Origin of the sequence: Amycolatopsis sp. NPDC051758, from assembly GCF_044453095.1 — a bacterium.
Classification (GTDB): Bacteria; Actinomycetota; Actinomycetes; order Mycobacteriales; family Pseudonocardiaceae; genus Amycolatopsis.
This window is the reverse complement of record NZ_JBITCJ010000007.1, coordinates 509310-534969: the sequence shown is the minus strand read 5'-3', so window position 1 is coordinate 534969 and position 25660 is coordinate 509310. Positions and strand designations below refer to the sequence as shown.

The 25660-nt window shown below is 72.6% G+C and carries 9 protein-coding genes; 4 read left to right on the top strand and 5 right to left on the bottom strand.

Features of this window, described 5'->3' with window-relative positions; all coding sequences use genetic code 11:
* The first annotated feature begins 26 nt into the window (after window positions 1-26).
* Window positions 27-1697 (top strand): ABC transporter ATP-binding protein, encoded by a 1671-nt coding sequence (locus ACIA5G_RS32750; protein WP_395930211.1) that lies wholly within the window; start codon window positions 27-29, stop codon window positions 1695-1697.
* Window positions 1694-3445, top strand: coding sequence for an ABC transporter ATP-binding protein (locus ACIA5G_RS32745; RefSeq protein WP_395930209.1), 1752 nt, complete (start codon window positions 1694-1696; stop codon window positions 3443-3445). The genes ACIA5G_RS32750 and ACIA5G_RS32745 overlap by 4 nt, the downstream gene beginning before the upstream one ends.
* A 62-nt stretch (window positions 3446-3507) precedes the next feature.
* On the opposite strand, the gene ACIA5G_RS32740 is transcribed toward ACIA5G_RS32745, so the two are convergent.
* Window positions 3508-4374 (bottom strand): LysR family transcriptional regulator, encoded by an 867-nt coding sequence (locus ACIA5G_RS32740; RefSeq protein ID WP_395930207.1) that lies wholly within the window; start codon window positions 4372-4374, stop codon window positions 3508-3510.
* Window positions 4375-4421: 47 nt separating this feature from the next.
* Here ACIA5G_RS32740 and ACIA5G_RS32735 point away from each other — a divergent pair, with 47 nt between their 5' ends.
* Window positions 4422-5078, top strand: a complete 657-nt coding sequence (locus tag ACIA5G_RS32735; RefSeq protein WP_395930205.1) for a dihydrofolate reductase family protein — start codon at window positions 4422-4424, stop codon at window positions 5076-5078.
* Window positions 5079-5091: 13 nt separating this feature from the next.
* Window positions 5092-5640: a hypothetical protein gene (locus tag ACIA5G_RS32730; RefSeq protein ID WP_395930203.1), complete on the top strand. Its 549-nt coding sequence runs from the start codon at window positions 5092-5094 to the stop codon at window positions 5638-5640.
* A gap of 54 nt (window positions 5641-5694) precedes the next feature.
* Here ACIA5G_RS32730 and ACIA5G_RS32725 read toward each other — a convergent pair whose 3' ends face one another.
* The 4 genes from ACIA5G_RS32725 to ACIA5G_RS32710 all read right to left on the bottom strand — a co-directional run bounded on the left by ACIA5G_RS32725 (window position 5695) and on the right by ACIA5G_RS32710 (window position 25586).
* Window positions 5695-5904, bottom strand: a complete 210-nt coding sequence (locus ACIA5G_RS32725) for an MbtH family protein (protein WP_395930201.1) — start codon at window positions 5902-5904, stop codon at window positions 5695-5697.
* An 11-nt stretch (window positions 5905-5915) separates the two neighbouring features.
* Window positions 5916-6941, bottom strand: coding sequence for an ABC transporter substrate-binding protein (locus ACIA5G_RS32720; protein ID WP_395930199.1), 1026 nt, complete (start codon window positions 6939-6941; stop codon window positions 5916-5918).
* Window positions 6942-7038: 97 nt separating this feature from the next.
* Window positions 7039-7449 (bottom strand): aspartate 1-decarboxylase, encoded by a 411-nt coding sequence (gene panD, locus ACIA5G_RS32715; protein ID WP_395930197.1) that lies wholly within the window; start codon window positions 7447-7449, stop codon window positions 7039-7041.
* Window positions 7449-25586 carry an amino acid adenylation domain-containing protein gene (locus ACIA5G_RS32710; RefSeq protein ID WP_395930195.1) on the bottom strand — a complete coding sequence of 6046 codons (18138 nt, stop codon included), beginning with the start codon at window positions 25584-25586 and terminating at the stop codon, window positions 7449-7451. Before ACIA5G_RS32710 ends, panD begins: the two co-directional genes overlap by 1 nt.
* Window positions 25587-25660: the final 74 nt, after the last annotated feature.

Sequence of the window (25660 nt, the reverse complement as noted above, 5' to 3'; positions counted from 1 at the left end):
CCACGGAACAGGACAGGGAGGCGCGGGTGAGCACGACCGGACGGGAAGTCCTCCGCCGTTCGATCGCCGGGCAACGCCGGTCGGTGACGCTCGCGTCGCTGCTGACCGCGGGCCACCAGGGCGGTGAGGCGCTGGTCCCGGTGGTGATCGGCGTCGTGATCGACCAGGCCGTCGCCGGCGGCTCGGTGGGCACGCTGCTGATCTGGCTGGCGGTGCTGGGCGTGCTGTTCGCCGCGCTGTCGACCAGCTACCGGCTGGGCGCCCGCTTCGGCGAGCGCGCCGCCGAACGCGCCGCCCACGAACTGCGCCTCGACCTCGGCCGCCGCGTGCTGCACCCCGGCGGCGGCGCCGAAGCCGGCAACCTCGCGGGTGAGCTGGTGAGCATCGGGACGGCGGACGCGAAGCGCGTCGGCCAGCTCAACGGCGTGCTGCCCTTCGGTGTTGCCGGCCTGGCCGGGCTGGTGGTCAGCGCCGTCGTGCTGCTCACCATGTCACTGCCCCTCGGCCTGCTGGTGCTGCTCGGCACACCGCCGATGCTGTACCTGGCGCACCTCATCGGGAAACCCCTGGAGCGCCGCAGCGAAGCCGAGCAGGAACGGTCCGCGTTCGCGTCCGGCATCGCCACCGACCTCGTCGCCGGCCTGCGGGTGCTGAAGGGTGTCGGCGCCGAACGCGCCGCCGTCGACCGCTACCGCCGGACCAGCCAGGACTCGCTGCGGGCGACGCTGCGCGCGGCGCGCGCCCAGGCCTGGCACAACGGCGCGCTGCTCGGGCTGACCGGCATCTTCATCGCCCTGGTCGCGCTCGTCGGCGGCAATCTCGCCGCGGCGGGCGACATCAGCGTCGGCGACCTGGTCGCCGCGGTCGGGCTCGCCCAGTACCTGATCACGCCGTTCTCGATCTTCTCGTGGGTGAACGGCGAGCTCGCCCAGGGCCGGGCGTCGGCCGGGCGCATCGCCGACGTGCTCAACGCGCCGCCCGCGGTCGGCGAAGGCACCGCGACGCTGCCGGAGCCGTCGGCCGGGCACGTGCGGCTGTCCGCGCTCAGCCGCGGCGCTCTGCTTGACGTCGACTTCGAAGCGCGGCCGGGTGAGCTGCTCGGTGTGGTCGCCACCGATCCCGCCGCCGCCACGGACCTGCTCGACTGCCTCGGCCGCGCCGCGGACCCCGCGACCGGCTCGGTGTCGGTCGACTCGGTCGACCTGTCCACTGTGGACCCGAGCCGGGTGCGCGAGGTGGTGCTGGTCGCCGCGCACGACGCCGACCTGTTCGCCGGAACGCTCGCCGAGAACGTGGAAGCCGGGCCCCGCGCCGCCGAAGCGATGTCCGCGGCCGCCGTCGACGAGGTGGCGAGCGCGCTGCCCGACGGCGTCGCGACCGCGGTCAGCGAACGCGGGAGATCCCTCTCCGGCGGGCAACGCCAGCGGGTCGCGCTGGCTCGGGCCCTCGCCGTGGACGCGCCGGTGCTGGTGCTCCACGACCCGACCACCGCCGTCGACACCGTCACCGAGGCCCGGATCGCCGCGGGCCTGGCCGAGCTGCGGCGCGGCCGCACCACGATCCTCGTGACCACCAGCCCGGCGCTGCTCGCCGCGACCGACCGCGTCGTCCTGCTCGACGACGGGCGGATAGCGGGCGAGGGCAGCCACACCGAGCTGGCCGGTCGCGCCGACTACCGGGCGGCGGTGCTGTCATGACCCGCGAACTCCTCCCCGTGGCCGACGGCCGCCGGATCCGCGCCGTGGTCGGCGAGCTGATCGGCCGGGCGAAGGGCCGCGCGACGGCCGCGTTCACGATGCTCGTCGCCGCGACCGCGATCGGCCTGCTCACCGCTCCCCTGCTCGGCCGCGTGGTCGACCTCGTCGCGACGCGCCGGCCGGCGAGCGAGCTGATCACGCCCGTCGTGGGCCTGGTGCTCGTCGCGCTCGGCCAGGCGGTCGCGACCGCGATCGGTGTGTCGCTGGTCGCGCGGCTGGGCGAGACGATCCTGGCCGAGCTGCGCGAACGGTTTGTCGAGCGCGCACTCGGGCTGCCGCTCGACCAGCTTGAGCGCGCCGGCTCCGGCGACCTCACCGCCCGCGTGACGAACGACGTCTCGGTTGTCGCGGAAGGTGTCCGGCAGGCGCTGCCCGAGCTGGGCCGCTCGGTGCTGACGGTGGTGCTCACGCTCGGCGCGCTGGCCGTGCTCGACTGGCGGTTCCTGCTGGCCGCGCTGGTGGCCGTGCCGATCCAGCTGTGGACGGTGCGCTGGTACGTGCCGCGCGCGAAGCCGCTCTACGCCGACCAGCGCGAGGCCGTCGGGGCGCAACAGCAGCAGCTGCTCGACACCATCGGCGGCGCGAAGACGGTCCGCGCGTTCCGGCTGACCGACGTCCACCTGGACCGCGTGCGGAAGCGCTCCGACACCGCCGTCGACCTGGCGCTGCGCGGGATCCGGCTGGTGACGCGGTTCTACGCGCGGCTCAACCTGGCGGAGTTCGTCGGGCTGTCGGCGGTGCTGGCGATGGGGTTCCTGCTGGTCGGGGCGGACGCGGTGACGGTCGGCGTCGCGACGGCGGCGGCGTTGTACTTCCACAGCCTGTTCGGGCCGATCACGACAGCGCTGGCGCTGGTCGACGACGCGCAGGCGGCGGCGGCCAGCCTCGCGCGGCTGATCGGCGTGGCCGACCTGCCCGCCGAGCGGGAGCCTGCGCACCCGGCACGTCCGGTGGATGCGTCGGTCAAGACGGCGGCGGCCGGGTATTCCTATGTGGACGGACACCCGGTGCTGCGCGAGATCGACCTCGGTGTGGCGCCCGGCGAGCGGGTCGCGCTGGTCGGCGCGAGCGGCGCCGGGAAGACCACGCTGGCCAAGCTGATCGCCGGTATCCACCGCACGGACACGGGTTCGGTCACCCTCGGCGGCATCTCGCTGGACGAGCTGGGCCCGGCGGCCACTCGCCGGACGGTTGCGCTGATCAGCCAGGAGGTCCACGTCTTCGCCGGCGCGCTGGCCGACGACCTGCGCCTCGCCCGCCCGTCGGCGACCGACGCCGAGCTGCGGGCCGCGCTGGCGAAGGTGGGGGCGCTGTCCTGGGTGGACAGCCTGCCGGACGGCCTCGCGACGGTTGTCGGTGAAGGCGGCCACCAGCTGACGGTGACGCAGTCCCAGCAGCTTGCCCTGGTCCGGCTGGTGCTCGCCGACCCGCCGATCGCAATCCTCGACGAGGCGACGGCGGAGGCGGGCAGCGCGGGTTCCCGCGTGCTGGAGGCAGCGGCCGCGGCGGCCCTGGAAGGGCGGACGGCCTTGGTGGTGGCCCACCGCTTGACGCAGGCGGCGGCGTCGGACCGGATCGTGGTGCTCGACGCGGGTGCCGTGGTGGAGTCCGGGACGCACGACGAGCTCGTCGCGGCCGGCGGTCAGTACGCCACGCTTTGGGCGGCTTGGTCCGGTCAGCGCGCCTGATGTCGCCACGCCGGCCTCGCATAACGGCGGCAGCGGGTGGGTCTAGAGGCGTCTGACGCCGCTCAGTCTCGCGTCTCAGCCGCCTCCGTCAGCGCCGCCAGCACAGCGGCAACCGCGGGCGGGTCGGGCGGATCCCCATAGGTCGCAGCGTGGATCCGGCGGCCGAAGCCGACGAGCTCGGTGGCATGGACATCCGGCCGCCGGTGGGCCCGGAGCGCAAGGCCGGGCAGGATCGCCACCCCGATCCCCGCCGCCACCAGCGACTGCACCACAACCATGTCGTCGCTCAGCGAGCCGAGGCGCGGGGTGAAACCCGCCGGCCGGCAGACGGCGATCAGCTCCTCCTGGCACCGGGCGCACCCGCCGATCCAGGCGGAGTCGCGGTGGTTCGCGAGGCTGTCGCCGGCCTGCCGGCTGATCAGGTGGATCGGGTCGTCCCCGATGTGCCGGAACCGGAACCCCTCGAGCGGGGCGTCGGCGTGGTGGAAGACGAGCGCGACGTCGATCTCGCCGTGCCGCAGCATCTGCAGCGCTTCGACCGGGTGCCGGTCGAACAGGCTCAGCTGGAGTCCGGGGTGCGCCCCGGCCAGCGCGCCGGCCGCCTTCGGGACGATCGTGGCCAGCGCGGACGCGTTGGCCGCCAGCCGGACCTGCCCCGCCTGCAGGCCGACCTGCGCGGCCAGCTCGGTGCTCGCCGCGTCGACCCGGCCCACGATCTCGGCGGCCCGGTTCGCCAGCAGCCGCCCTTCCGGGGTCAGCCGGATCCCCCGGCCGACCCGCTGGACCAGCCTGACCCCGGTGGTCGCCTCCAGCCGGGACAGGTGGTGGCTCACCGACGGCTGCGAGTAGTGCAGCTCCCGCGCCGCTTCGGTCACCGATTCGTGCCGGGCCACCGCGGCCAGCACCTTGAGATGGACCAGGTTGAACACTCATCAAGGTTATCAATGTGTCCGGCGCGGAATTGGCATTGGACGTCATGTCGGAACTGCTCCAAGCTGAGGTCCACAGCAAGGAGGGCAACACGATGACCAAGGTGACCTGCGATCTCACGATTTCGCTCGACGGGTACTCGGCCGGGCTCGGCCAGACCGAGCAGCGCCCCTTCGGCGACGACGGCGGTGACGGCTGGGGTGACAAGCTGCACGCTTGGTTCGGCGAAGGCGCCGAGGAGCACCCGGACGAGTTCGCCAGGATGATGACGGCGAAGGCGTTCATCATGGGGCGCAACATGTTCGGCCCGGTCCGGGGCGAGTGGGACCGCCAGTGGAAGGGCTGGTGGGGTGACAACCCGCCGTACCACGGCCCGGTCTTCGTGCTCACCCACCACGCGCGCGACCCGCAGCCGATGGACGGCGGCACCACGTTCCACTTCGTCACCGACGGGATCGAGGCCGCGTTCGAACGCGCCCGCGAAGCGGCCGGGGACGGCGACATCTCCATCCACGGCGGCGCGACCACGGTCAACCAGTACCTCGCCGCCGGCCTGATCAACGAGATCCGCCTGCACATCACCCCGCTGATGCTCGGCGCCGGCACGCGGCTGTTCGACGGCGTCCCGCCGCTGAACCTCGAGCAGGTGGAGGGGCGCGCGACGAACTCGGTCACGCACCTGATCTACCGCGTGCTGTCCTGACCAGGAGGAGATCGTGGAACCCGCCCTGCGGACCTTCATCAACGACGTCGACCGCGTGGTCGGCGCCACCGACGACGAGCACAAGATCACCGAGCACGTCGCGGAGCTGCTGACCGCGCTCCTGGCCGGCGGTTACCGGCTCCCGCCCGAGGTCACCCGGCCGTCGGCCGAGCACCACGTCAACTACCCGCTCCACATCGCTCCCGGCGACCGCTGGTGCTTGGCCGCCGTGGTCTGGAACGTCGGTCAGCGCACTCCCGTGCACGGCCACGACACCTGGGGCGTGGTCGGCATCCACTCGGGAGCCGAACGCGAGTTCCGTTACGCCAAGCCGGAAACCACCGGGCCGCTCACGCCGGCCGGCGAGCACGTGTGGGAACGCGGGCAGGTCACCGTGTGCTGCACGACCGACGATGACGTCCACGCGGTCGCGGCCGTCGGCGACGTGCCCACCGTCGGGATCCACGTCTACGGCGCGAACATCGGCACGATCGAACGCCGGTCGTACGACCCGGCGACGGGAGCGGTCCGGCGGTTCGTCTCCGGCTGGGACACCCCTTGACCCGCGACAACGCCGGGAACCCCGTGGGCTCCCGGCGTTCTCAGCGGGTGAAGCTCAGTTGTCCATGGCGTCGGCCAGGGACTTCGGCCGCATGTCCGTCCAGTTCGCTTCGACGTGGTCCAGGCAGGCCTGCCGGCTCTCCGGGCCGAAGGCGATCGTCCAGCCCGCCGGGACGTCGACGAACTCCGGCCACAGGCTGTGCTGGTTCTCGGCGTTCACCAGCACCAGGTAGGTGCCGGCGGGGTCTTCGAACGGGTTGGTCATGACGGGCCTCCTCAGGCGGTGATGTCGGTGCGGGCGCCCTTCACGACCTCGGTCAGCTTCTGGATGACCGGGGCCGCGAGCACCGGGTTGAACCGCGGCTCGGTCGACCAGTCGGCGAGCTGGTTCGCCTTGACCGGGGCCAGCTGCGCCCAGGTCGGGATCGCCGCCAGCTGCTGGCGGGACAGCGCGAACGTGCGGCTGTCGCTGAGGATCAGGTCGGCCGGGTACTTGCCCGCCTGCTCCCAGCTGAGCGTCTCGAAGTACTCGTCCGGGCCGGCGCCGTCGACGATGTCCATGCCCAGCTCGCGGTAGTAGGCGAGGTCGGCGAAGAACTCCGGCTTGCAGACGTACAGGTTGTCCTTGTCGCTGGACACCACGAGCACCTTGAGCCCCGGCTTGGCCTTGAGCGCGGCCTTGAGGTCGTCGGACGCCTGCTGGAAGTCGTCCTTGCCCTTCTTGATGGCGGCGGAGTTCGCGTCACCGCCGAGGGCCACGGCGAGCTGCTCGTAGCGTTCGATCACCTTCGGCAGCGTGACCTTGTACTCCGACATCGCCACGATCGGCGCGATCGCCTGCACCTTGGGGCCGAGGTCGTCCTTCAGCACCCACAGGTCGGTCGGCTTGGTGCCGGTCAGGCCGGTGACGACCAGGTCCGGCTTGAGCGCGGCGAACTTCTCCATGCTGAAGTCGTCCCACGCGTTGCCGATCGAGGTGACGGCGTTCAGGTCGATGTTGCCGGCCTGGATCTCCTTGGCGCCGTCGGCCGTCTTCTGCGGGCCGAACACGCCGAGCGGGTGGACGCCGTAGTCCCACAGCGCGGCGGCCGAGCTGGCGTAGGCCACCACCCGGGACGGACGCTGGTCACGCGCGGCCTTCTGGCCGCGGTCGTCGGTGAACTCCCAGGGACCCGAGGCGGCGGCCGCCGGCTTGTCGTTGCTGCTGCCGCACGCGGTGAGCGCCGCGGCCGCGGCGAGACCGCCGGTGCCGATCAGGAATCCACGCCGGCTGAGCCCGGCACCGCCTTGAAACACGGACATGAGAACCTCTCGCCAACGTTTAGGATAGGCACACCTTATTTAGGTGAGGCTGCCAAAAGCAACCGTCGCGACCTACCTGTGTCCACCCCCACCTGCGTCAATTCCGACCGGACAACTGCGCTTCCGCGCCAGGAACCGGCTCCGCGGGGTCGTGTCCGAGGTGGACCTGGCGGTTGTCGGCGTCGACGTGCACCACCCGGGGCCGGTGCCCGGCGCGCTCGGCCTCTTCGACCTGGGCGTAGGTGATGATGATGACCAGGTCACCGGGGTGCACCAGGTGCGCGGCCGCGCCGTTGATGCCGATCACGCCGGAACCCGGCTCGCCGGTGATCGCGTAGGTCTCCAGCCGGGCGCCGTTGGTGATGTCGACGATCTGGACCTGCTCGCCCTCGACGATGTCCGCTGCCGCCATCAGGTCGGCGTCGATGGTCAGGGACCCGACGTAGTGCAGGTCGGCCTGGGTCACCGTGGCGCGGTGGATCTTGGCGTTCATCAGGGTGCGCTGCATCAGCTTCCTCGGTTGTCGGTCAGCAGGGCGGCCAGCCCGGCCGCGGTGGGGGTACGGAAGAACTCGGCGATCGGGAGCTCGGTCCCGGTCCGCTCGGTGATCCGGGTGCGCAGGACCACGAGCAGCATGGAATGACCGCCGAGGGTGAACAGGTCGTCGTCGGCGCCGACGGCGGCGACGTCCAGCACCTCCGCGAAGACTTCGCAGAGGGTCTTCTCCAGCGGTGTTTCGGGGGCCCGGCCCCGGGCCTCGAACTCGGGCACCGGCAGCGCGGCCTTGTCGAGCTTCCCGTTGCGCGTCACGGGGAACGCTTCGAGGGGGACGATCGCCGCGGGCACCATGTACTCCGGCAGCGACCGGGCCACGAACTCCCGCAGCCGTGCCGGATCCGCGTGCGCCGGGGTGGTGTAGGCGACCAGCCGCTTGTCCCGGTCTTCGCGGACGACGACGAGCGCCTGCTCCACGTCGTCGTGCCGGGCCAGGGCCGTCTCGATCTCACCAGGCTCGATCCGGAAGCCGCGGATCTTGACCTGGTCGTCGGTACGGCCGAGGTACTCGAGCTGACCGTCGGGCCGCCACCGCACCAGGTCGCCGGTGCGGTACATCCGCTCCCCCGGCTCGAACGGGTCGGCGACGAACCGTTCGGCAGTCAGCGCCGGACGCTCGTGGTAGCCGCGGGCCAGCCCGGCGCCGGCCAGGTACAGCTCGCCGGGCACGCCCGCCGGGAGCGGGGTCAGGCCGCCGTCGAGGACGTACGCCCGGGCGTTGTGCACCGGACGCCCGACCACCGGCCGGTCCGCGTCCGAGAACCGCCCGACGAGCGCGTCCACGGTCGCCTCGGTCGGGCCGTAGAGGTTGTACGCCTCCGTGCCGGGCATCGACCGCAGCGATTCCCACAGAGCCTGGGACACCGCTTCACCACCGACACCGACCACACCCAGCGCGCACGTCCCGTCCTCGACCACGCCGGCCGCGGCCAGCTGCGCGAAGTGCGACGGCGTGAGCTCGAGGAAGTCGAGCCCGCGCTCCCGCACCACCGCGGCCAGCCGGTCGGGGTCGCGGCGGACGTCGTCGTCGACGACGTGCACCTCGTGCCCGTCGAGCAGCCACAGCTGCGGCTGCCAGGAGGCGTCGAAGAAGAACGCCCACGCGTGCCCGACGCGCAGCCGCCGCCCGCCCGCCGCGGCCACCGCCGGGCGGTAGAGCGTCTCGCGGTGGCTGTGGAACAGGTTCACCAGCCCGGAATGCGGGATGACCACGCCCTTCGGCTTGCCCGTCGAGCCGGACGTGTACAGCACGTACGCCGGGTTCGCGGGCGACGGCGGGGTCAGCGCCGCATCAGTGTCCACAATGTCCTCGACGAACAGCGCGCCCGGAACCGGCGAGGCCAATGCGCGGCTGGTCAGCACCAGCGCGGCACCGGCGTCGGCGAGGATCGCCGAGATCCGGTCAGCCGGCTGGTCCGGGTCCACCGGCAGGTACGCCGCGCCCGCCTTGAACACGCCGAAGATCGCCTCGACGACGGCCGCGGACCGCGGCAGCACGAGCGCCACGACCTTCTCGGGACCCGCGCCCTGCGAGGCCAGCCACCGAGCGAGGCGGTCGGTCCGCCCCGCGAACTCCGCGAAGGTGACGCTCGAGTCCGCATCACTCAGCGCGGTCGCCCCCGGCGTCGCCGCCACCTGCGCGGCCAGCCGGTCGACCACCGTCGGGGCCGCGGTGGTCAGTGGTTCCCCGGCGCCCCACTCGCGCACGATGCGGCGCCGCTCGGCCGGGTCGAGGACGTCGATCCGGCTCAGCCGCCGGTCCGGGTCCGCGACCACGGCGGTCATCAGCCGCACCAGCCGCTCGGTGAGCGTCCGGGCGGTCGGTTCGTCGAAGAGGTCGAGGCTGAACTCGAGGTCGCCTTCGATGCCCTCAGTCGTCTCGACCAGGTCGAACGACAGGTCGAACTTCGCCTGCCGCAGCCCGGTGTCCCGGTAGGCCGCGTCCAGCCCGAGCAGCCGTTCGGGCTCCGAGCCCGAGTGGTAGACCGCGAGCATGACCTGGAACAGCGGGTGCCGGGCCAGCGACCGGGCCGGGTTGAGCAGCTCGACGAGGTGCTCGAACGGCAGGTCCTGGTGGGCGTAGGCGGCGAGGTCGGCCTCGCGGACGCGGTCCAGGAGCTCGCGGAACGTCGGGTCGCCGGCGGTGTCGGTGCGCAGCACCAGGGTGTTGACGAAGAACCCGGCGAGGTCCTCCAGCGCGTGGTCGGTGCGGCCGGCGACCGGGGTGCCGAGCGGGACGTCGGTGCCCGCGCCGAGCCGGGTCAGCAGGGTCGCGAGGGCCGCCTGCAGCACCATGAACGTGCTGGTGTTGCTGCCGAGCGCCAGTTCGCGCAGGCCGCGGTGGACCTCGGCGGGCACGGTGAACGGCACGGTGGCGCCGCGGTTGGTCGAGCGCGCCGGGCGCGGCCGGTCCACCGGGAGCGCCAGCTCGTCCGGGATCCCGGCCAGGGTGTCCCGCCAGAACGCGGCTTGACGGCCGAGGAGGCTGTCCGGGTCGTCGGCGCGGCCGAACATCTCCCGTTGCCACAGCGTGTAGTCCGCGTACTGCACCGGCAACGGCGTCCACTGTGGACGCTCACCGCGCAGGCGCGCGGCGTACGCGGTGTCGAGGTCCCGCTTCAACGGCGGCAGTGACCAGCCGTCACCCGCGATGTGGTGCACCAGCAGCACGAACACGTGCCGCTCCGGCCCGGCCGACACGAGCGTCGCGCGCACCGGGATCTCGGCGTCGAGGGTGAAGCAGTACGACGCCGCGGCGGTGACGCTCTCGTCGAGGTCGGCCGTCGTTTCCGTGACCAGCACCGGCCGGGCGCGGTCGTCGCCCGGCGGCAGCACCACCTGGCTCGGTGTGCCGTGGTCCTCGACCAGGATCGTGCGGAGGATCTCGTGCCGGGTGACAACATCGCCCAGTGCGGCCCGCAGCGCGCCGGTGTCGACCGGTCCGGTCAGCTCCCACGCCCACGGGATGTTGTAGGTCGCGCTCAAGCCGTCCAGGCGGTCGAGGAACCACAGCCGCTGCTGCGCGAACGACAGCGGCAGGGTCTCCGGACGGGCCGCCGGCACCAGCGCGGGCCGGTTGCGGCGCCCGGGATCCAGGAGTTCCGCGAGGCGCGCCGGGGTCGGTGCGTCGAACACCGCGCGGATCGGGACCTCGACGCCGAGCAGCGCGCGGATCCGGCTGACCAGCCGCGTCGCCAGCAGCGAGTGCCCGCCGAGGGTGAAGAACCCGTCGTCCGGAGCGACCGCCGGGACACCGAGAACGTCGGCGAAGAGCTCGCACAGCGCCTGCTCGGCCGGGGTCCGCGCGACCCGGCCGGAGGTGCGGACCTCCGGGTCGGGCAGGGCTGCGCGGTCGAGCTTGCCGTTGACGTTCACCGGCAGCTCGGGCAGCACCACGATCGCCGACGGCACCAGGTACTCCGGCAGCCGCGCGGCGAGCGAGGCCCGCAACGCGGTCGGATCGACGCTGTCCCCGGACGGCACGACGTAGGCGATCAGCCGGTTCTCGCGGGCGATCACGACCGCCCGTGCCACCGAGGCGTCCGCTGTCAGCACGGCTTCGACCTCACCCGGCTCGACGCGGAAGCCGCGGATCTTGATCTGCTGGTCCGCGCGCCCCAGAAACTCCAGCGCGCCATCGGTCCGCCGGCGGACCTGGTCGCCGGTGCGGTACATCCGCTCCCCCGGCTCGAACGGCGAAGCCACGAACCGTTCCGCGCTCAGCGCCGGCCGGCCGAGGTAACCGCGCGCGAGGCCGGCGCCGGCCAGGTACAGCTCGCCGCGGACGCCCGGCGGAACCGGCCGGAGGGCCGCGTCGAGCACGTACGCGTGGGTGTTCGCGACCGGCCGCCCGATGGCCACCGGCCCGCAGACCTGCGCCAGGCTGTCGCCCGCGACTTCGGAACAGCCGTACAGATTGACCAGCTTCGCCGACGGCCACCGCCGTGCCACCTTCTCGGCGAGGGTGGCGGAAAGCGGCTCACCGCTGGTGATCCACGTGGTCACCGAGGTGAACGCGTCGGCCGGGGCGTCCTCGGCGAAGCTGTCGAGGAGGCTCGGGACGACCGTCAGCACCTGGGCACCGGACGTCCGCACGAGTTCGGCGAGCGCGTGCGGGTCGGTGGCCGTCACGTCGTCGGCGAGGACCACCGGGTCGCCCGCGACGAGCCCGCCGAGCAGCTCGGTCGAGCCGTCGATGAACGTCAGCGCGCTCTTGGCCACGCGTACGCCTTCGGCGAGGTCGCGGCCCCAGTGCAGCCGGTTGGCCAGCGCGCGCTGGGTCCCCGCGACCGCCTTCGGACGTCCCGTGGAGCCGGACGTGAAGATCACGTACGCCGGGTTGTCCGGGCTGATCGACGGCCACGCCGGTTCGGGCCCGGTGTCGCCGGGGCGCACCAGCCGATCCTCGAAGCCGTCCTCAGCAACGACCAGGTGCGGCTCGGCATCGGTGAGCATCAGCTCGACCCGCTCGGCCGGGTGGTTCAGGTCCAGCGGCAGGTAGGCGGCGCCGGTCTTGAGCACCGCCAGGAGCGCGACGACCAGGTCGGCCGACCGCGGCAGCGCGACGGCCACCACCCGCTCGGGCCCGGCACCGCGTGCGAGCAACGCCCGGGCGAGGGTCGTGGCCCGCGTGTCCAGCTCCGCGTAGGTGAGCCGCTCGGCGCCGAACACCAGCGCCGTCGCATCCGGTGTCCGGGCCACCTGAGCCGAGAACAGCTCCGCGGTCGTCTCCGCGGGAAGCGGCGTCGCGGGGTCGGCGGCGAGGCGCTCGTGTTCGGCGTCGGTGAGCAGGTCGATCGTGCCGATCCGGGTGTCCGGGTCGGCGACGGCGGCCCGCAGCAGCGTCCGGAGCCGGCCGAGGATCGCTTCGACGCTCGCGCGGTCGAAGACGTCGCTGTTGTACTCCGCGGTGCCGCGGATCCCGGCCTGGTTGCCGGGCCGCTCGCCGACGAAGAACACCAGGTCGGCCCGCGCGGTGCCGGTGCGGACCGGCTCCTCCGCGACGGTCAGCCCGGGGAGCGCGAGGTCGGCGACGGCGTTGTTCTGCCAGGCGAGCATCGTCTGGAACAGCGGGTGGTACGCGAGCGACCGGACCGGGTTCAGCGCCTCCACGAGCCGTTCGAACGGGACGTCTTGGTGGGCGTAGGCGTCAAGACTGCGGTCCCGCACGCGGGCGACGAGGTCGCGGAACGACGGGTCACCGCCGGTGTCCACGCGCAGCACCAGGGTGTTGACGAAGAAGCCGACGAGGTCGTCGAGGGCCTGGTCGGTCCGGCCGGCGATGGACGTGCCGATCGGGACGTCGGTGCCCGCGCCGAGCCGGGTGAGCACCGCGGTGAGGCCGGCGTGGACCACCATGAACACACTGGCGCCACACGCGCGGGCCAGGTCGACGAGCCCGCTGTGGAGCTCGGCGTCCCAGCCGAACGCGAACTGTTCCCCCTGGTAGGAGGCCTCCGCCGGGTGGGGCCGGTCAGTCGGCAGCTCGATCCGTTCGGGCAGGCCCGCGAGGGCTTCGCGCCAGTAGTCCAGCTGCGGTTCGATCACCGGCTCACCGAGGACGTCCCGCTGCCACAGCGTGTAGTCCGCGTATTGCACCGGCAGTGGTGTCCACTGTGGAGCCTCGCCTGCCTGGCGCGCGGTGTAGGCCGTCGCGAGATCCCGCCACAGCGGCGCGGTCGACCAGCCGTCCGACGCGATGTGGTGGAACACCAGCACCAGGACGTGCTCCTGGGCGCCCAGGCGGAGCAGCTCCGCCCGCAGCGGGATCTCGGACTCCAGCTCGAACACCGTGCGAGCCGCTTCGGACACGGCGTCGGCGAGCGTCGCGTTCGTGACCGTGCGGGTGGGCAGCGGGATCGTGACGTCGTCGAGGACCAGCTGCCGGGCTTCACGGTTGATCTCGGGGAAAACGGTGCGCAGCGCCTCGTGGCGTTCGACCACATCGGACAGCGCGATGCGGAGCGCGTCGGTGTTGAGCTCGCCGGTCAGCCGGACCGCGGTCGGCATGTTGTAGGTCGCCGACGGGCCTTCGAGCCGGTGCAGGAACCACAGCCGCTGCTGGGCGAACGACAACGGCAGCACGTCCGGCCGCGGCTCGGCGCGCACCAGCGCCGGCCGCGCCACCGCGGATTCCGATGTGGACATGAGGGCGGCGAGCCCCGCGACCGTCGGAGTCTCGAAGACTGACCGCACTTGCAGCTCAACACCGAACACCGCGCGCACCCGCGCGACCAGCCGCGTCGCCATCAATGAGTGCCCGCCGAGGGCGAAGAAGTCATCGTCAACGCCGATCGAAGAGGCGTCGAGAACTTCGGCGAACAGTCCGCAGAGGACTTCCTCGACCGGGGTCCGCGGCGCGCGGCCGGCGGTGACCGCCTGCTTGTCCGGGCTGGGCAGCGCCCGGCGGTCGAGCTTGCCGGAGGCGAGCAGCGGCAGCCGGTCCAGCACGACGAACGCCGAGGGCACCATGTACTGCGGCAACCGGTCGCGGACGTGCGCCCGCAGGGCCGTCACCAGCGCACTGGTGTCCCGTTGCCCGGCCGGGTGGTTGCCCAGGGTGGCGAGCGCGGCCCGGACCGGGCGGGCACGGTGGATCCGCGTCGGCTCACCGGTGGTGAACACGACTTCCAGCGAACCCTCGTGGGCGGTCAGCGTCGCATAGACGCGGTAGCCGAACCGAGCGCCCAGTTCCTGCAGCGTCTCGGGATCCACTCCGGACGGCTCGGCGTCCAAAGCGGACAATGCCGCGTCCGGATCCCCCTCGGCCAGAGCGGCGACGGCGGCCAGCTCCCCGGACAGCCGGGCGTTCGGCACCCCGGTGACCCGCAGCCGGGCCGGGTGCGCTTCGAGGAGCCGTTCCAGTTCCGCGACGGACTCGAACGTGACGACGTCTTCGTCGGCCGGAGCCGGCTTCGGCGCCTTCCGCAGCACGACGTCGTAGCGGTGCCGGGTCAGCTCGTTGTGCGCCTTGCCGCGCTTGACCCACAGGTCGACGTCGTCGAAGCCGTCCAGCTCGCGAGCCAGGGCCGAGAAGAAGTCCGGGTCGAGCACCAGCTCGCCTTCACGCGCGATGGCCTGGTCGACCGCCGCCGCGGCACGGCGGCCGTGACGCAGTTCCGTCGCCGTGCGGAAGGCCCGCAGCGAGCGCAGGTTCCGGATGTCGCCGAGGAACACGACGCCGCCCGGCCGGACCCGCGCGGCGGCGGTCCGGATCACCTCGGCGAGGTACTCGACGCTCGGGAAGTACTGCGCGACGGAGTTGACGATCACCGTGTCGAACGGCTCGTCCGGCAGCTCACCGAGGTCGTGGGCCGGCCGCGCCGCCAGGTGGACCTTGTCCGCGAAGGGTGTCCCCGCGAGCTCCCGCCGGAGGTTGGCGATCGCCTTCTCGGACAGGTCGACACCCCGGTATTCGTCGGCGTCCGGCGCGATCCGGGACAGGATCAGGCCGGAGCCGACACCGATTTCGAGGACCCGCTTCGGCGCGAGGGAACGGATCCGCTCGATCGTCGCCGCGTGCCACTCCCGCATCTCTTCGAGGGGGATCTCCGAGCCGTCGTAACTGGAGTTCCAACCGGTGAAGTTCTCTTCGAGTCCGCCCGAAGCCGCGTCGGTGAAGACGTTCTCGTGCAGCTCACGCCACTCGCCGACGTGGTCCAGCTCGGCTTCCTCGTCGCGGCCGGCCGCCGGCACGGCGTAGGCGATGAGCCGCCCGTCCTGCGCGAGCACCACGGACTGCCCGACGGCCGGGTGCTCGGTGAGCACGGCCTCGATCTCCCCCGGCTCGATCCGGTAACCGCGGATCTTGACCTGGTCGTCGGCGCGCCCCAGGAACACCAGCCGCCCGTCCGGCAACCACCTGACCAGGTCACCGGTGCGGTAGAGCCGGCCACCCGAGCCGAACGGATCCGCCACGAACCGCTCCGACGTCAACCCGGGCCGCCCGAGATAACCGCGCGCCAAGCCCGATCCGGCGAGGTACAGCTCCCCCACCACACCCGGCGGGACCGGCCGCAGTCCGGCGTCGAGCACGTACGCCCGGGTGCCGGGGTCGGGGATGCCGATCGGGACGACCGTCGCGTCCGCGAGCTCGACCGGGTCGCTCTCACCGAGGGTGGAGTTGGTCGTGGCCTCGGTCGGGCCGTAGGCGTTGAACATCCGCCGCCCCGGCGCCCAGCGCCGGACCAGGTCCGGCGACACCCGCTCGGTCCCGGCCAGCAGCACGCTGTCCCGTGGCAGGTCGCAGTCTTCCGGCATGGCGTCGAGCAGCGCGGGCGGCAGGATCATGAAGTCGACGCCGTGCTGGTGTGCGTACTCGGTCAGCGCCGGGCCCGCGACCCGCCGCTCGGCGGGCACGACGACCAGCCGGCCGCCGGAGAGCAGGCCGAGGCACAGGTCCCAGAAGGCGACGTCGAAGCTCGGCGACGCGAACTGCAGCACCCGGCTGTGCGGGCCGATGCCGAACCGCTCGACCTGCGTGGCGACCAGCTTCGCGACACCCGAATGCTGGAGGACAACACCCTTCGGCCGCCCGGACGAGCCGGACGTGTAGATCACGTACGCCGCGTTTTCCGGCTTGACCACCACGCTCGGGTCCCGAGTGGACATTCCGTCCAGCGCGGGATCGTCGAGCAGCAGCCGCGGAATCCCCGCGGGCAGCTTCGCTTCGATCTCCCGGGTCGTCACGACGCAGACCGGGCCCGCGTCCTCGACCATGTAGGCGATGCGGTCACCGGGATAGTCGACGTCGACCGGGAGGTACGCGGCACCGGCCTTGAGCACGGCCAGCTCCGCGACGATCATGTCGATCGACCGCGGCACGGCCAGCGCGACCACACACTCCGGCCCGGCGCCCCGCTCGGCCAGCAGGTGCGCGAGCCGGTTGGCGCGGGCGTCGACCTCGGCGTATGTCAGCTCGACGTCCTCGAACACGAGCGCCACGGAGTCAGGCGCTTCCGCGACGCGCCGGGCGAACAAGCCGGGGAACGTCTCGGTGCCCGCCGGCTCGAGGGACCCCGCCCATCGGGTCAGGACCTGGTCGCGCTCGTCCCCGGCCAGCAGGTCGAGGGCCCCGACCGGGCGGTCGGGCTCGGCCAGCGCCGCACGCAGCAGCACTTCGAGGCGGCGCAGGATCGCGTTCGCACCGGAGTGGTCGAAGACGTCCGCGTTGAACTCCAGGACACCCGCGATCCCGGCTTCGCGCTCGGTCAGCGAGATCGACAGGTCGAACTTGGACGTCCCGGTGGTCACCGGGATTTCGGTGACGGTCAGGCCGGGCAGGGTCACCTCGGCGCGGGTGTTGTTCTGGCCGGCGATCATCACCTGGAACAGCGGGTGGTAGGCCAGCGACCGCGCCGGGTTGAGCAGCTCGACGAGCCGCTCGAACGGCACGTCCTGGTGCGCGTAAGCGTCGAGGTTGCGTTCGCGGACCCGCGCCACCAGGTCGCGGAACGACGGCTCGCCGGCGGTGTCGACCCGCAGGACCAACGTGTTGACGAAGAACCCGACGAGGTCGTCGAGCGCCTGGTCGGTGCGGCCCGCGATGGGCGAGCCGATCGGGACGTCGGTGCCCGCGCCGAGCCGCGTGAGCAGGGCGGCGAGGGCTGCGTGCACCACCATGAACACACTCGCGCCGCATTCCCGGGCCAGTGCCGCCAGTCCGGTGTGGAGGTCGGCGTCCCAGGCGAAGGTGTGCAGCTCACCGCGGAAGGTCGCGGTGGCCGGGTGCGGCCGGTCCAGGGGCAGCTCGATCCGGTCCGGCAGGCCGTCGAGGGTGTCCCGCCAGTAGTCGAGCTGGGCGCTGAGCACGCTGTCCGGGTCGTCTTCGGTGCCGAGCAGGTCCTGCTGCCACAGCGTGTAGTCCGCGTACTGCACCGGCAACGGCGTCCACTGTGGGCGTTCTCCGCGCAGCCGGGCCGCGTAGGCGGTGGCGATGTCGCGCCAGAGCGGCGCCATCGACCAGCCGTCGGAGGCGATGTGGTGGAACACCAGGGCCAGCACGTGCTCGCGGTCGCTCAGCCGCAGCAGTTCCACACGCATCGGCGCGTGGCGTTCCAGGTCGAACGAACCGCGCACCAGGCCGGTGAGCGCGGCGTCGAGGTCGGTGACCTCCCGCACCGGCAGGTCGACCTCGCCGGCCGGGAGGATGTCCTGGTACGGAACGCCGTTGTGCTGCGGGAACCGCGTCCGCAGCGCCTCGTGCCGGGTGACCACGTCGGACAGTGCGGTCCGCAACGCGTCGACGTCGATCTCGCCTTCGAGGCGCATGATCAGCGGGACGTTGTAGGTGGCCGACGGCCCTTCGAGGTGGTGCAGGAACCACAGCCGCTGCTGCGCACCGGAAAGTGGCACCAGCTCCGGCCGGTCCACGGGGACGAGCGGCGGGCGCGCGGTCCCGGTGCCGGTCGCGAGCAGCGCGGCCAGGCCCGCGGCGGTCGGGCTCTCGAACACCGACCGGACTTCGAGCTCGGCGTTCAGGGTGGTGCGGATGCGGGCGATCAGCCGGGTGGCCAGGAGGGAATGGCCGCCCAGGGCGAAGAAGCTGTCGTCCGGACCGACCCGCTGCAGGCCGAGGACGTCGGCGAACAGCTCGCACAGCCGCCGTTCGACGGGGGTGCGCGGTTCGCGGTCGGACGTCGGCGCCACCGGGTCCGGTGACGGGAGCGCGCGGCGGTCGAGCTTGCCGTTGGCGGTCACCGGGAGCGCGTCGAGGACCACGATCGCCGAGGGCACCATGTGCTCGGGCAGCCGGTCGGCGGCCAGCGCCCGCAGGTCCGCGGTCAGGGTGCTGATCCGGCGGAAGCGGCCCGGGTTGCCGGTGTAGGAAAGCAGTGGTCCGGCGCCGGGCCGGAAAACACCGGCGGTTTCCCCGGTGGTGAACAGGACGTCGACCGAGCCGTCACCTTCAGCCGCCCAGGTGACGACCGTGCGGTAGCCCCGCGCGTCGCCGAGGTCGTACCAGTCTTGCGGGTTGACACCTTCGGTGGTGCGTCCATTCGGGACGCCGTCAACGCGGAGCGGACCGTCGCCGAGCCGCGCGGCGACCTCGTCCACGGTGGACACGTCGGTGCCCCACGTAAGCTCCTCGACCTCCGGGCTCTCGACGGCGGCCGGGTGAAGGACAACGTCGTAGCGGAACTGGGTGAGTTCGTTGACCCCGCGGCCGCGCTTGACCCGGATGTCGGCGGTGACGCCGTCGAGCCCGGCGAAGAACTCCGGCGCGACGAGGAGTTCCTTCTCCCGCAGGAGGTTCTGTTCGACGTCGCCGCCGCGGGCTTCGGCGACCGCGGTGTGGAAGGCGCGGACCTGGCGCAGGTCGCGGACGTCGCCGACGAACAGCGACCCGCCCGGCGCGAGCAGGGCGAGGGCCTTCCGCAGGACGTCCAGGAGGTAGGTCCCGCTCGGGAAGTACTGGACGACGGAGTTGAGGACGATCGTGTCGAAGAACCCCGTCGGCAGACCGGTGACGTCGGCGGCGTCGCCGGTGCGCAGTTCGACGCGGTCCGCGAGCACCGGGTCGGCCGCCACCCGCTCGCCCAGCGCCGTGATGACCTCGGCGGAGAAGTCGGTGCCCCAGTAGGACTCGCAGTGCGGCGCCAGCTCGGTCAGGAGCAGGCCGGTGCCGACACCGATTTCGAGCACGCGCCGCGGCCGGAGCTCGCGGATCCGCGTGACGATGGCGTCCCGCCATTCACGCATCTCGGCCCGCGGGATCGGCTCGCCGGTGTAGCTGGAGTTCCAGCCCTCGAACTCGTCGGTCGCGCCCGAGTACATCGAGTCATACAGTTCACGCCACTCGCCGACCTGCTCGGTTTCGGCGTCGGGCGTCGCCTCGACGTCGGCAGGCACGACGTAACCGACCAGGCGGACGTCGCCCGGGCGGTCCTCGCGGGCGACGACCACGGCGTGCGCGACGTCGTCGTGCGTGGCGAGGGTCGCGGCGATCTCGCCGGGCTCGACCCGGAAGCCGCGGATCTTGATCTGCTCGTCACCGCGGCCGAGGAACTCGAGGACGCCGTCGGGGCGGAAGCGGGCGAGGTCGCCGGTGCGGTACATCCGCTCCCCCGGCGCACCGAAGGGATCGGCCACGAACCGCTCCGCGCTCAGCCCGGCGCGGCCGAGGTAGCCCCGGGCCAGCTGGACGCCGGCCAGGTACAGCTCGCCCGGGGTGCCCGGCGGCACCGGCCGCAGAGCGGCGTCGAGCACGTAGGTGCGGGTGTTCCATACCGGACGTCCGATCGGGACGGTCGTGTCCTCGGTGGACGTGCGCCACGACGTCACGTCGACCGACGCTTCGGTGGGGCCGTAGAGGTTGTGCAGTTCGGCGGTCAGGACCTGCCCGAACTGCACAACCGCGTCGGCCGGCAGGGCCTCCCCGCTGCACAGCACCCGGCGCAGGCTCGTGCACTCCCCCGCCGTCGGCTCCTGCAGGAACACCTGCAGCATCGACGGGACGAAGTGGACGGTCGTGATCCCGCGTTCGCGGATCAGCCGGGCGAGGTAGGCCGGGTCCTTGTGGCCGTCGGGCCGGGCCAGCACCTCGGTCGCGCCGGTGACCAGCGGCCAGAGGAACTCCCACACCGAGACGTCGAAGCTGGACGGTGTCTTCTGCAGCACCCGGTCGTCGGCGGTCAGGCCGTATTCGTCCTGCATCCACAGCAGCCGGTTGACGATGCCCGCGTGCGGCACGACAACACCCTTCGGGCGGCCCGTCGAACCGGACGTGTAGATGACGTACGCCGGGTTCTCCGGCCGGAGCGCGACGTCGGTCAGCGGCCCGTCCGGGGTCCCGCTCAGCGTGTCCGGGTCGTCAAGCAGCAAGGCACCCGGCAGAGCAGTCTCCGCGGTGGCCAGCACCAGCGCCGGAGCGGCGTCCTCGAGCATGAACGTGATGCGGTCGGCCGGGTAGCCGGGATCAAGCGGCAGGTAGGCCGCGCCCGTCTTCAGCACGGCGAGGATGGCCGTCACCAGGTGTGTCGAACGTGGCAGCGCCAGGGCGACCACCCGTTCCGGCCCGGCGCCCCGCTCGGCCAGCACCCGGGCGAGGCGGTTCGAGACGGCGTCCAGCTCGGCGTAGGTCAGCTCCTCGTCCTCGAAGGCCAGGGCCGGGTGGTCCGGGGTACGCGCCACCTGGGCGGCGAACAGCTCGGGCACGGTGACCGCGGGAACGTCCTCGACGGCCCCCGACCAGGTCGCCGCCAGGCCGTCGCGCTCGGCCGGGGTGAGCACGTCCAGGCTGCCGAGCCGGCGGTCCGGCGCGGAAACGACCTGGCGCAGCAGCACTTCCAGGCGGTCGAGAATCCCGGTCACGGTGGCCCGGTCGAACACCTCGGTGTTGAACTCGGCCTGGCCGTGGATGCCGTCCGCCCGCTCGGTGAGGGAGAACCAGAGGTCGAACTTCGCGGTGCCGGTGCCGACGGGCCGCTCGGTGACGGTCAGCCCGGGCAGCTCCACGCCGGTGCCGGGGGTGTTCTGCCAGGCGAGCATGGTCTGGAACAGCGGGTGGTGCGCCAGCGACCGGGCCGGGTTCAGCGCTTCCACCAGCCGTTCGAACGGCACGTCCTGGTGGGCGTAGGCGTCGAGGCTGCGGTCGCGGACCCGCGCGACCAGGTCGCGGAACGTCGGGTCACCGCCGGTGCCGACCCGCAGCACCAGCGTGTTGACAAAAAACCCGACGAGGTCGTCCAGGGCCGGGTCGGTCCGGCCGGCGATCGGGGTGCCGATCGGGATGTCGGTCCCGGCGCCGAGCCGGGACAGCAGCGCGGTCAGGCCCGCGTGCACGACCATGAACGGGCTGGCGCCGCACGCCCGGGCGAGGTCGCCCAGCCCGGCCTGCAGGCCGGCGTCCCAGGTGAAGGTGAAGAACTCACCGCGGTAGGCGGACACCGCCGGGTGCGGCCGGTCGAGCGGGAGGGTGATCCGCTCGGGCAGGCCGTCGAGCGCCTCACGCCAGTAGTCGAGCTGCGCCGTCTCCTCACCGGCCAGGAGCTCGCGTTGCCAGAGTGTGTAGTCCGCGTACTGCACCGGCAACGGCGTCCACTGTGGAGCGTCACCGCGGAGGCGGGCGCGGTAGGCCGTGGCGATGTCGCGCCAGAGCGGCGACAACGACCAGCCGTCGGCGGCGATGTGGTGCACCACGAGGACCAGCACGTGCCGCCGGGCGTCGACGGTCAGCAGCTCGGCCCGCACCGGCACCCCGGCGCCGAGCTCGAACACCCCGCGGACCAGGGTGTCCACCCGTGCGTCCACTTCGGACTCCGTGACCGGGCGGACGGCCAGCGCCACGGTTCCTTCGGCCAGGACCTGCTGGTACGGCACACCGTCGGCGGCCGGGAACACCGTCCGCAGGGTTTCGTGCCGCTCGAGCACGTCGTTCAGCGCCGACCGCAGCGCGTCGACGTCCAGCTCACCGGCCAGCCGCATGACGAGCGGGACGTTGTAGGTCGCCGACCCGCCTTCCAGCCCATGCAGGAACCACAGCCGCTGCTGGGCGAACGACAGCGGCAGCCGCTCGGGCCGCTCGGTGACGCGGGTGAGCGGACGCCGCTCGGTGCCGGTCACGGCGCCGGCGAGCAGGTCGGCGAGCGCGGCCGGGGTCGGGGCGTCGAACACCGCTCGTACCGGCACCTCGGCGCCGACCGCCGCGCGGATGCGCTGGATCAGCCGGGTGGCCAGCAGCGAGTGCCCGCCGAGGGCGAAGAAGTCGTCGTCCGGGCCGGCCTGCGGGACACCGAGGACGTCCGCGAACATCTCGCACAACAGCTGCTCGACGGGGTTACGCGGCGCACGTCCCGGGCCGGCGCTGAACCGCTCCGGGCTCGGCAGGGCCTTGCGGTCGAGCTTGCCCGACGCGAGCACGGGCAGCTTGTCCAGCACGACGAACGCCGACGGCACCATGTACAGCGGCAGCCGGTCCCGCACGTGCGAGCGCAGGGACGCCACCAGTGCCCCGGTCTCCCGCCGGGCGGCCGGGTTGTTGGCGTACGACGCGGGTGTGCCCGCCTGGCCGCGCACCGGCCGATACGCGGCGGGGCCACCATCACCTCGGGTGAAGACGGCTTCCAGCTCGCCGCTGCCGGCCGCCCACGTCACCGCGACCCGGTAGCCGGCCCGTTCGCCGAGCCGGTGGAGGTCTTCGGGATCGACGCCGTCCCGGCGTTCGAGCGCGTCCAGCGCCGCCGCGGGATCACCTGCGTCGAGGGCGCGGACGGCGGCCAGTTCACCGGACAGCCGCGCGTCCGGTACCCCGGTGACGCGCAGCCGCTCCGGCGTCTCGGCGGCCAGGAACCGTTCCACCGCACCGAGATCACCGAACGCGACAACCTGCTCCTCGGCCGCGGCGGGCTTCGGCGCCTTCCGCAGCACGACGTCGTAGCGGTGCCGGGTCAGCTCGTTGTGCGCGGAGCCGCGCTTCACCCAGAGGTCGACGTCGTCGAAGCCGTCCAGGCCGCGGGCCAGCGCCGGGAAGAAGTCCGGATCGAGGACCAGCTCGCCCTCGCGGGTGATGGCCTGGTCGACCGCGGCGACGTCACCCCGATCGTGCCGCAGTTCGACCGCGGTGCGGAACGCCCGCAGCGAGCGGAGGTTGCGGATGTCGCCGAGGAAGATCGTCCCGCCCGGGGCGAGCAGGGCGGCGGCGGTCCGGACGACCTCGGCGAGGTAGTCCGCGCTCGGGAAGTACTGGGCGACGGAGTTGACGACCACCGTGTCGAACGGCTCGTCCGGCAGCTCACCCAGGTCGTGGGCCGGGCGGGCGGCGAGGTGGACCTTGCTCGCCAGCTCCGGCATCGCGGCGACTTCGCGCCGGACGTTCTCGATCGCACTCTCGGAAAGGTCGACACCCCAGTAGGTTTCGGCGTCCGGCGCGATCCGCGACAGGATCAGCCCGCTGCCGACGCCGATCTCCAGGACCCGCTTCGGGTGCAGCGCGCTGATCCGCTCGATCGTCGCCGCGTGCCACTCGCGCATCTCTTCGAGGGGGATGTCCGAGCCGTCGTAGCTGGAGTTCCAGCCCGCGAAGTTCTCTTCGATGCCGGTCGAGCCGGCGAGCATCTCTTCGTGGACGGCGTGCCACTCCTCGACGTGCCCCTGCTCGGCCGCCTGGTCGCGGTCGGGCACCGGCACGGCGTAGGCGACGAGCTGCCCGTCCTGCGCGACGACGACCGACTGGCCGACGCGCGGGTGCTCGGCGAGCACCGACTCGATCTCGCCGAGCTCGATGCGGTAACCGCGGATCTTGACCTGGTCGTCGGCGCGGCCCAGGAACACCAGCCGCCCGTCCGGCAGCCACTTCACCAGGTCGCCGGTGCGGTAGAGCCGGCCCCCCGAACCGAACGGGTCGGCGACGAACCGTTCCGCCGTCAGCCCCGGCCGCCCGAGATAACCGCGCGCCAAACCGGATCCGGCGAGGTACAGCTCCCCGACCACCCCGACCGGGACCGGCGCGAGGTGGGCGTCGAGGACGTACGCGCGGGTACCAGGGTCCGGGACGCCGATCGGGACGGCCGAGCCCGGCGCGACGGCCGGGTCGCACAGGCCGAGCGTCGAGTTGGTCGTGGCCTCGGTCGGGCCGTAGGCGTTGAACATCCGGCGGCCCGGCGCCCAGCGGCGCACCAGCTCCGGCGACACCCGCTCGGTGCCGGCCAGCAGCACGCTGTCCCGCGGCAGGTCACAGTCCTCGGGGAACTCGGCGAGCAGCGCCGGCGGGAGGATCATGAAGTCGACGCCCTTCGCGTGGGCGTACTCGGCGAGTTCGGGGCCGGGCACGCGCCGCTCGGCGGGGACGATCACCAGGCGCCCGCCCGACAGCAGGCCAAGGCACAGGTCCCAGAACGCGACGTCGAAACTCGGCGACGCGAACTGCAGCACCCGGCTGTGCGGGCCGATGCCGAACCGCTCGGACTGCGTCGCCACCAGCTTCGCAACACCCGCGTGCGACACGACAACACCCTTGGGCCGCCCGGTGGAGCCGGAGGTGTAGATCACGTAGGCCGCATTGGCGGGCACGATCTGCGCGGCCGGATCCGTCGCCGGCGCGTCGTCGAGAGTGATTTCCTCCAGCAGCAGGACGTCGCCGTCGAAGCGGTCGGCGAGGTCGCTCGTGGTCACCACGCACACCGGGCGGGCGTCGGACAGCATGAAGGCGATCCGCTCGGCCGGGTAGTCCTGGTCCAGCGGCAGGTACGCGGCGCCGGCCTTCAGCACGGCCAGCTCGGCCACGATCATCTCGATCGAACGGGGCACGGCGAGCGCGACGACCCGCTCCGGCCCGGCGCCGCGCCCGATCAGGACGTGGGCGAGCCGGTTCGCCCGCGCGTCGAGCTCGGCGTAGGTCAGCTCCTCGTCCTCGAAGACGAGCGCCACGGCGTCCGGCGCCTCCCGGACGCGGTCCGCGAACAACGCCGGCAGGGTCGACAGCGGCGTGGTGAGCCCGGTGGTGTTCCACTCGCCGAGGATCCGGCGCAGTTCCGGCTCCGGCACGAGGTCCAGCCGCGCGACCGGCCACTGTGGACGGCTCAGCGCGGCGGCCAGGAGGTGCTCGAGGTGCCCGAGCATGCGGTCCACAGTGGACCCATCGAGGACGTCACCGCGGTAACGGGCTTCGAGGACACCGTCCCGCACCGAGAGGACCAAGTCGAGCGGCAACGACGTCTCGGTGGTGAACCCGACGTTGACAACCACCGAACCGCCGCGGCCGCGTTCGGGCTGCAGCTCCCCGACCAGGTCGCCGAACGGAACTTCGTGCGCCAAGGCCTCCTCGCGAGCCTCGGTCACGCGCACGACGACGTCGTCGAAACCGGGCGAGCCGCCCAGGTCGACCCGAAGCGGCACGAGGGAACCGATGCCGAGCACCACGTCGGCCGTGCCCGCGTACCGGTGCAGCAGGACGACGAACGCCGACAACACGATCAGCTCGGCGTCGTCGCCCAGCGACATCGGGAGTTCGCGGGTGACCGAAGCCGACGGTGGCGCGGGTTCGGCGAGGTAGGGCCGGTCCACCGGCAGCGGGAGCTCCTTCGGCGCCGAGGCGAGGCGGTCACGCCAGAAGCCGAGCTCCGCCATCTGTTGCACAGCGTCACCGTTGCTCACCGGTAGACCAGCCTCCTGCTGCTCAAGACGCCCGGAACCGGGCATGTACTTAGGGCAACCTAACAAACCGACGG

What these genes read in the sequence shown, in the direction of transcription:
- ACIA5G_RS32745 (WP_395930209.1), top strand. Translation starts at nt 1,694, where the DNA reads ATGACCCGCGAACTCCTCCCCGTGGCCGACGGCCGCCGGATCCGCGCC.
- ACIA5G_RS32735 (WP_395930205.1), top strand. Translation starts at nt 4,422, where the DNA reads ATGTCGGAACTGCTCCAAGCTGAGGTCCACAGCAAGGAGGGCAACACG.
- ACIA5G_RS32725 (WP_395930201.1), bottom strand. Translation starts at nt 5,904, where the DNA reads ATGACCAACCCGTTCGAAGACCCCGCCGGCACCTACCTGGTGCTGGTG.
- ACIA5G_RS32720 (WP_395930199.1), bottom strand. Translation starts at nt 6,941, where the DNA reads ATGTCCGTGTTTCAAGGCGGTGCCGGGCTCAGCCGGCGTGGATTCCTG.
- panD (WP_395930197.1), bottom strand. Translation starts at nt 7,449, where the DNA reads ATGCAGCGCACCCTGATGAACGCCAAGATCCACCGCGCCACGGTGACC.